This is a genomic window from Micromonospora sp. CNB394, from assembly GCF_000374985.1.
GTDB classification, from domain to species: Bacteria; Actinomycetota; Actinomycetes; order Mycobacteriales; family Micromonosporaceae; genus Micromonospora; species Micromonospora marina.
Map to the genome: position 1 here is coordinate 1 of NZ_KB895890.1, position 7305 is coordinate 7305.

Annotated in this window: 5 protein-coding genes and 2 pseudogenes; 4 read left to right on the top strand and 3 right to left on the bottom strand. The window is 70.5% G+C overall.

Going from position 1 to position 7305, the window contains the following annotated elements; all coding sequences use genetic code 11:
* The 3 genes and pseudogenes from C569_RS33495 to C569_RS0129205 all read right to left on the bottom strand — a co-directional run.
* Positions 1-2314, bottom strand: a pseudogene (locus C569_RS33495) (sugar-binding protein); the annotation flags it as partial.
* Positions 2315-2326: 12 nt separating this feature from the next.
* Positions 2327-3262: a hypothetical protein gene (locus C569_RS0129200; RefSeq protein WP_018789240.1), complete on the bottom strand. Its 936-nt coding sequence runs from the start codon at positions 3260-3262 to the stop codon at positions 2327-2329.
* Complete coding sequence (locus C569_RS0129205; protein ID WP_018789241.1) at positions 3259-3675, bottom strand: YbaB/EbfC family nucleoid-associated protein; 417 nt, start codon at positions 3673-3675, stop codon at positions 3259-3261. Before C569_RS0129205 ends, C569_RS0129200 begins: the two co-directional genes overlap by 4 nt.
* A gap of 286 nt (positions 3676-3961) precedes the next feature.
* On the opposite strand from C569_RS0129205, the gene C569_RS0129210 reads away from it, so the two are divergent.
* The 4 genes and pseudogenes from C569_RS0129210 to C569_RS33500 all read left to right on the top strand — a co-directional run.
* A complete protein-coding gene (locus C569_RS0129210; protein ID WP_018789242.1) occupies positions 3962-4282 on the top strand; it encodes a WXG100 family type VII secretion target in 321 nt (106 codons plus the stop codon).
* A gap of 31 nt (positions 4283-4313) precedes the next feature.
* On the top strand, positions 4314-4616 hold the full coding sequence (locus tag C569_RS0129215; RefSeq protein ID WP_018789243.1) for a WXG100 family type VII secretion target: 303 nt from the start codon (positions 4314-4316) through the stop codon (positions 4614-4616).
* Positions 4617-4705: 89 nt separating this feature from the next.
* Complete coding sequence (locus C569_RS0129220) at positions 4706-5503, top strand: hypothetical protein (protein ID WP_018789244.1); 798 nt, start codon at positions 4706-4708, stop codon at positions 5501-5503.
* 102 nt (positions 5504-5605) lie between these two features.
* A pseudogene (locus C569_RS33500) lies at positions 5606-7305 on the top strand (hypothetical protein); the annotation flags it as partial.

The window sequence follows — 7305 nt, forward strand, 5'->3', positions numbered from 1 at the left end:
TGTTGTTGGTTGGCGGGGTGGTTGGGCTGGCGGTGTTGTTGGTTGGCGGGGTGGTTGGGCTGGCGGTGTTGTTGGTTGGCGGGGTGGTTGGGCTGGCGGTGTTGTTGGTTGGCGTGTTGCCGTTGATGCCGGTTGCGGGTGTTGCGGATGCGGGCGGCACCGGGGCGGGCACCTGGGCGTTCGCGGCGGGGGAGGGAGGGGCCAGGCCGGGCAGGCCACCGGCCGCCGGTGGGTGGAGGACGGCCGGAGCCGTTCCTGTCCCCGGGGCCGGCCGGACGGGGGACAGACCCGTGTTGTCCGGTCCGTCAGTCGAATCGGGCGTCCCCGCGGCCACGGGCGGTGTGATCGGAGGCGTACCAGATGAGGAAGGCGTGGCCGCCGTCCCCTCAGCCGGTCGGGTCGTGCCGTCGGCGGGAGGCCCTGCGGTGGTGTCCGGCGGTGCGGCCGTCGGAGGGGAGTTCGGAGCCGTACCGGACATTGGAGGTGGAGCCGCCGGTACGCCGGCCGGCGTATCCACCGGGTTCGTCGGGGCTGGTGCACCGGGAGAAGCCGTCTGGGCTGCGTCGCCGCCCGATGCGCTGGCACCGGTCGCGGCCGGCGGGGTGACCACACCGCCGGTTGGAGCGGGTGAACCGGCACCGACCGGGACACCGCCAGGGGCGTCCGGGACTCCTGTCTCAGCGGGGCCGGCCGGTGCCGTCGGCGGGGTGGACGCCCCGGGGAGTGCGGGCGTACCAGAACCGGTCTGACCGGGGTCGGCCGTCGCGTCGACGCCGCTGGCGGCCGGGGGTGCCTGCGGCGTGGCACCGGGTAGCCCGGCGGTGCCGGGGGTGGGCGTGGCGGTGCCGGGGGTGGGCGTGGCGGTGCCGGGGGTGGCGGTTTCGGGGGTGGGCGTGGCGGTGCCGGCCGGTGGGGATCCGGCAGGGGTGATCGGTGTGCCGGTGACGGGGGACGGTGGTGGAGGGGCGGGTGTGGTGGGGGTGATCGGTGTTCCGGGCGGGGTGCCGGCGACGGGGACTGGTGATGGCGGTGCGTCGCTCGGCGTGGCTACGGCGTCGGTCGCCGGCGGGTCCGATGCCGCGGGCCGGGGTGCTGTCGCGTCGGCTGGGGCCGGCCCGGTGGTGGCCGGCATCGGGTTGCCCGCCACGACGCCCGGGGCCGGCGCGGGGCCGTCGGCCCCGGCGGGAGCCTCGGTGGACGCTGGTCCGCCGGGATCCGGTGCGGTGGGAACCGGCGCGACGGGTGGTGGGGCGGGTGGTGGTGTGGGGGCGACCGGCGGTGGGGCGATCGGTGTGGGGGAGGGGGTGTCGGAGTTCTGCGGGGTCGGGCCTTTCTCGTCCACGGGTACCGGAGGGCCCTGGGCCGGCGGCTGCGGGGAGGCGTTCGGGTCGCGGTCGTGGGAGTCCAGCGTCGGAGGTGGGCGGAGGTCGTTCGGACCGACCTTCGGACCGAACTGTTTACCGAACACCTCCGCGTAGTGGTGCGCCATGCCGCCGATGATCGACGAGGTGAACGTGGCGAAGGGGTTGAAGCCTCCACCGCCCACCATCATGGTGAAGAGTCCCTCGAAGAGGGTCTCGGAGAACGCGGAGAGCGTCTCCCGGCTGTACACGTCCTTGTTGATTTTCGGGTACGCCTTGCCCGCGATCCAGTGCGTGCCACTCACGCCGAGACCGATGAAGAAGCCTCCGGCGAAGGCCATCAGCAGGTTCTGGTAGTTGATCTCCTTCCGGTTGCCCTCGGCGATCTGCATGAGGTCCGCGGCCGCGGACTGCCACACCTCCTCAAGGCCCTCCTGGACGCCCTCCCAGACGAGGTGCAGCAACTGGTTCTGGAGCCGGAGGCGCAGGAAATTGATCAGTGCGCGTACGATCTCCTGGCCGATCTTGACCAGGGCGGGTACGGCGGCGGCGCCGAATCCGCTGGCCAGAGCGATGGCGATCTCGACGACCTGGGTGAAGGCCGCGATGACGATGTTGTACTGGGTGTTCTCCGAGTCGAGGGCGAACTGGTATGCGGCGTGGCCCAGTTGGAGGGCCACCTGTGCGCCGTCCGGGACACTCCTGGTGATGTCTCCCTGGAACCCGGAGAACGCGTCGGCGGCCGGTCCGTTCAGGTGGCTGCCCAACGAGTTGCCCAGGTTGGCGGTCCCTCCCAAGCCGTTCAACAGGTGGCTGGAGAATCTGTACAGATCCTCGCCCATCGCCCGCAGCGCGGTCGGGTCAGCCTTGGGGAACTCCTCACCGACGCCGAAGAGGATGAGGTCGTATGCCCACTGCCATTCGGGGTCGTTGGGGATGTGGAAGTCGGGCATGCCGGGTACCGGTCAGCTGGCGGCACTCGGTGGGAGCAGGCCACCATCCGGCCCGTAGGTCAGCACGAGCGGCCGGTATCCGGGCGCTGCCGGGTCGACGGGGGGAGCGTCCCTGACGAGGAAGAACAGCCGTCCCGTCGGGTCGACCGGCTGGCCGTCGGGCTGGGTGACCGACGTGCCGGCGACGGGCACCACGGCGTCGTACAGGTTGCCGTCGATCCGGACCATCCCGTCCGCGGTCGGGTTGAACGCCACCAGGTGCTGCCCGGAAGGTACCGGCCCGCCGTTCACGTGGGCGGCCGGGAAACTGAGCGACGTGGACGTGGCCGGGATAGCCGGCTCCGACGGCAACGCTCTCTCGCTGCGCTGGAACGTCGTGAGCTCGGACGACACGGCCTCGGCCGGCGTGGCCTCCGCGGGTACGCCGGCCGGCGTGGCCTCTGCGGGTACGCCGACCGGCGCGGCCTCCAGGAGGATGCTGCTGCGGGTCGGCTCCAGCCTGCGGAGGGTGTCCGACGGCGGCGGCCCGGTGCCGTCGTCCGGCTCGGCGTGCACCGCCAGGGCCCGTGTCGGCTGTAGCGGGGTCCTGGCCTGATCCAGGGGAGGCTCGGCCGGCGCGCCGAAGTCGGCGAGCATCCGGTGGCTCACGTCAGCGGCGTCTTCGTCTGCCACCTGGTAGGCGTGACCGAACTGGACGAGCCCTTCCGAGGTGTACGCCAGCCGACCCCGCACCCCGCCGACCAGCCCGTCCAGATGATCCATGCCCGCCAGGAACCTGGTCGAGAAGGCCGAGCCCATCTCGTCGTCGCCCCAGGCGTCGGCGTACCGAAGGCGCAGGTCCTCCGTCTCGGTCAGGTGACCGTCGTAGATGTGGACGTGCTCGCCGTAGTTCCTGCCGGTCGAGACGACGCCCTCGGGGTCGACGTAGAGCCGGCCGCGGTGGGTCATCGCGGGGCCTGGCGCATACCCAGGATCTCGCGGACGCTGGTGGCGATGCGCGGCTCGGCCGGCAGGTAGGCGTCGGTGCCGGCGGTCCCGTCGACCAGTGCGCGAGCGTCCATTCCGGCCGGAAGCATCGGGGCGAGCACCTCGGCGGCCTGCGCCAGCACGGATTCCTTCGCGCCGGTGTAGGTGGCCAGGATGACCTCGCTCAGGTCCGAGGGGGTCATCCGCTTGTACGCCGAGGTCGGGAACCGGATGTCGGTCAGTACCCCGCTCTGCCCGACGCTGACCGTCACCTCGCGCCGGGGTGACGTGGCGGTACCCGAGAGCGCCCGCATCCGCTGCTGCATCTCGGTCAGGCTGTTGCGCTGCCGCTGGTACTCCTCGAACAGGCTCTCGATACGCGCATTGGCGTCCACTGTCTGCCTCCCTCCGTATCGGCCTCCCAGTGAAGGGGCCGATGCCGGGCCGGCGGAAGTCCGACCCCGCTGATGGGGCAGGAACGGGCAGCAGGTCTTCCCGGGTATCTGCGCGGCGACCGTTGCGGGAGAGCGAGTGAGTGCAGTCCTGTCCGACTTTCGTGCATCACCACGGTTCGTCGCTGTCGCCGGCGCTCCCGGTCGGGAAAGACTCCTGTCGGCCCGGGATGGGCCAGCCGCCCGCGAGGCGACGTGACCGGCGGTACCGGACGTGAGGAGTTCCACCATGACGATGCCCCAGGTGCAGACGACCGAGGAGGGCATGCGGCGTGCTGCCCAGGAGTTCTCGGACAAGGCGACCGAGTTCACCGGTTCGCTGCAGGCGGTGAACGGCCAGATGGGGGTCCTGCAGGCCTCCTGGACCGGCCAGGCCTCGGCGAACTTCAACCAGGCGATGGACAGCTGGGAGGCCGCCTTCGGCAAGGTGATCAACGAATTGATCGCGATGCTCGACGTCATGGGTGTCACCACGACGGGCTACCGGGACGCCGAGGACACGGCGGCCAGCACCGCCTCGTCCTTCGGCTCCGCACTGCCCGGCGTCTGAGCGGCGACCAGCGCCCTGAGAAAGGACCGACATGTCGAACTACTCGTTCAACTTCCAGCAGGCTGACGCCGTCCTCCACGACATGAACCAGATCAATGTGCGCATCAAGTCCGCTCTCGCGCAGATGGAGCAGACGGTCGAGGCGAGCCTCGCCGAATGGACCGGTGCCGCGCAGCAGCAGTACTACGCGTCAAAGGCGGTGTGGAACCAGTCGGCGGATCAGATGACGGTGCATCTGGACCGCGCACGGGCCACGCTGTACCAGATCTCCGACAACTACGGAACGACCGAACATCGCCACGCGATGATCTGGAACGACGTCCGCGGCGGGTGAGTCGGCGTACCTCGGCTGCCGTGTCGCGTGTCGGCGCGGCAGCCGCTTTCCTTCCTTGAGTGCGGGGCCCCGACAACGGAGACGATCTGATGGGCATCGACTACAGCCACCCGAACATCGAAGCGCTGGATGCGCTCGGGATCCTGTCGGAGTACGACCAGGAACACGGACAAGAGGTCGGCTGGGCGCGGTCGGTCATCCAGCAGTACTGGTGGGTCGACTTCACGCCGGTCTCGGGGACCGGCGGACAGCTTCCGGTCACGGTCCCCATGTGGGACGAGGAGGAGCGGGCGCTCATCGACTGGTTCGAGGCCGAGGTCGTCGACCAGTGGGACACCATCGTCCCGAACACTCTGGACGATCAGGTCGGTGTCGACGGTTACAACGAGGACGACCCGAAATACGAACTCGAAACGACCGTCGACCACCCTGAGGACAGCGAATACTCGGGTGGGGACAATCCCAACCACGAACTGTCGGTCAGCACCGAGGCCCTGCGTCACATGGCCAACCAGGTCGACCGGGTCGTCGGGCTCACGGACGGTACGAACATCCTCCTGACGGTGCGGAACCAGTTGGCCGAGCTGAACATGCTGCCCGGTGGCTTCGCCAAGGCGGAGGTGCTGCGCCAACGGATCGAGGGTGTCAGCGCGGACGACGCGGGTCTGCGCGGTGACGTCATGGGGGTGCTGCTGGCCACCCATGGGGCGCTGGTCGCGGTCAAGGAGGGCCTTCTCCAGATCGCGGACGGTTACGACAACGCCGAGGAATTCAACGACATGACCGCCAGTTCCCTGCGGGAGCAGATGGGGTCCGCGTGGGGCAAGATCGAAGGTCTTTCCGAGTACGGGGCCAGTAGCAGCACCAATACCGGCGGAGACCAGTAGTACCCGCGAGCTGCCCGATTGTTGGTTGATCGTGAGTAGGACGGAATAGAGGCGGGCGTGGGGGACAACGAGAAAGAAGAGAACGACCCCTGGAGGAGGGGGGTGGAGGAGGAGGCGACCTTCCGGCCCGCGGTCATCGACACCTCGAACCTCCTCGACTACCAGCAGTGGGCTGAGGAGGAGCGCGGCTGGCGCAAGCTGCTCGCATCGGTGGACGGTGGTGCGGCCCTGGAGACCGAGGAGGGCCGGGCCGAAGCCGCGAGGCTGGTCAGCGCGCAGTCGGTGATGGACGCCTCGACGGCGTTCTACAATGCCCAGGAGACGTTGATCTGGCTGGAGGACTTCATCCGCCGCCAGGCCGAGGCCATCGCCGGCCCGGAGCGCGCCTGGCAGGGGGCCGCCGCCGACGCGTTCCTGGCCAAGATGCAGTACTTCGCTGACTGGCTGGGCAGCCAGGCGGAGCGCATCGCCGGTGTGGCCGGCACCAACCACATCAACTCGGTGCCTCACCAACTGCTCAACAGCGCCAACTACCTGGCCTGGGCCCAGTACGCGATCAAGAAGCTCGACTATGACTGGGCGACCATCGCGAGGGAGAGCGGGGTCGGCACCAGCGGAAAGCTGGTGCCGATCAGCGGTACCGCGTTCGAGAAGCCGATGGCCCGGCAGATGGCGCAGGTCGTCGGCACCCTGGCCGACCAGTACAACTTCACGTACGACGCGGTGGCTCCACCGGGCGGGACCGGCGAGCCGGACATCCCGGAGCCGACGATGCCGACCACACCGCAGTTGACGACGCCGCCTCCCCTGACCACGCCGCCGCCCCTGACGACGCCGCCGCCCCCGACGATCCCGCCGCCGGATGTGACGCCGCCACCAACGAACGGGCCTCCGGAGGTGACGCCTCCGCCGACGATCCCGCCGCCGGATGTGACGCCGCCACCAACGAACGGGCCTCCGGAGGTGACGCCTCCGCCGACGATTCCGCCGCCGGATGTGACGCCGCCATCGGCAGGCGGGCCTCCCGAGGTGACGCCTCCCCCGACGATTCCGCCGCCGGATGTCACGCCGCCTCCCCAGGTGGCGCCGCCGGGTGTGGTGCCGCCACCGGCGGTGGCGCCCCCGGGCACTCCGCCGCCTGCGCAGGGTCCGCCCGACCCGGACGGGGGGCTCCCGCCCCCGCAGGTGGTGCCACCGCCGAACTCCCACAACTCCACGGTGCCGGTACCACCAGACCTCGCTCCCGCGCCGCCCATCGTCACTCCCGCCCCGGTCGGCGGCCTGCCGGGCTTCGACAGTCCACCCACCGACGGGTCCGGCGTCGACCAGCCCTCCGGTGGTGTCGTTCCGCCACCGGTCACACCCCCACCGGTCGTTCCGCCGCCGGTCGCAGCGCCACCCGTCGTTCCCCCGGTCGTTGCCCCGCCTCCTGCGAACGGCGGGACCAGCCAGCCGCCGGAAACGGATTCACCGGATTCCGGCGGTGCTGTCCAGCCCCCGGTGATTCCTGATGCGCCGGCCTCGCCGGACCTGCCGGACGTCCCTGCGCCGCCGCTGGCACCGGAAATGCCGGCGGTTCCCGAAGCTCCGGGTTCGTCGGGACCGGGTGCGCCGGACGCGCCCGGCGCGCCGGACGCGCCGGCTGTTCCGGAGCTGCCGGTGGTGCCGGAGGTCCCTGGTGTGCCAGACGTGCCGGAGGTTCCTGGTGTGCCGGATGTGCCGGCGGTGCCGGGTGTTCCGCCGATGGTTCCGCCGATGATGCCGCCGGGTGCTGGTGGTCCGGGTGTTGGTGGGCAGTTGCC

Coding starts and splice junctions, on each gene's coding strand:
- C569_RS0129200 (WP_018789240.1), bottom strand. CDS start 3,262: ATGACCCACCGCGGCCGGCTCTACGTCGACCCCGAGGGCGTCGTCTCG.
- C569_RS0129210 (WP_018789242.1), top strand. CDS start 3,962: ATGACGATGCCCCAGGTGCAGACGACCGAGGAGGGCATGCGGCGTGCT.
- C569_RS0129215 (WP_018789243.1), top strand. CDS start 4,314: ATGTCGAACTACTCGTTCAACTTCCAGCAGGCTGACGCCGTCCTCCAC.
- C569_RS0129220 (WP_018789244.1), top strand. CDS start 4,706: ATGGGCATCGACTACAGCCACCCGAACATCGAAGCGCTGGATGCGCTC.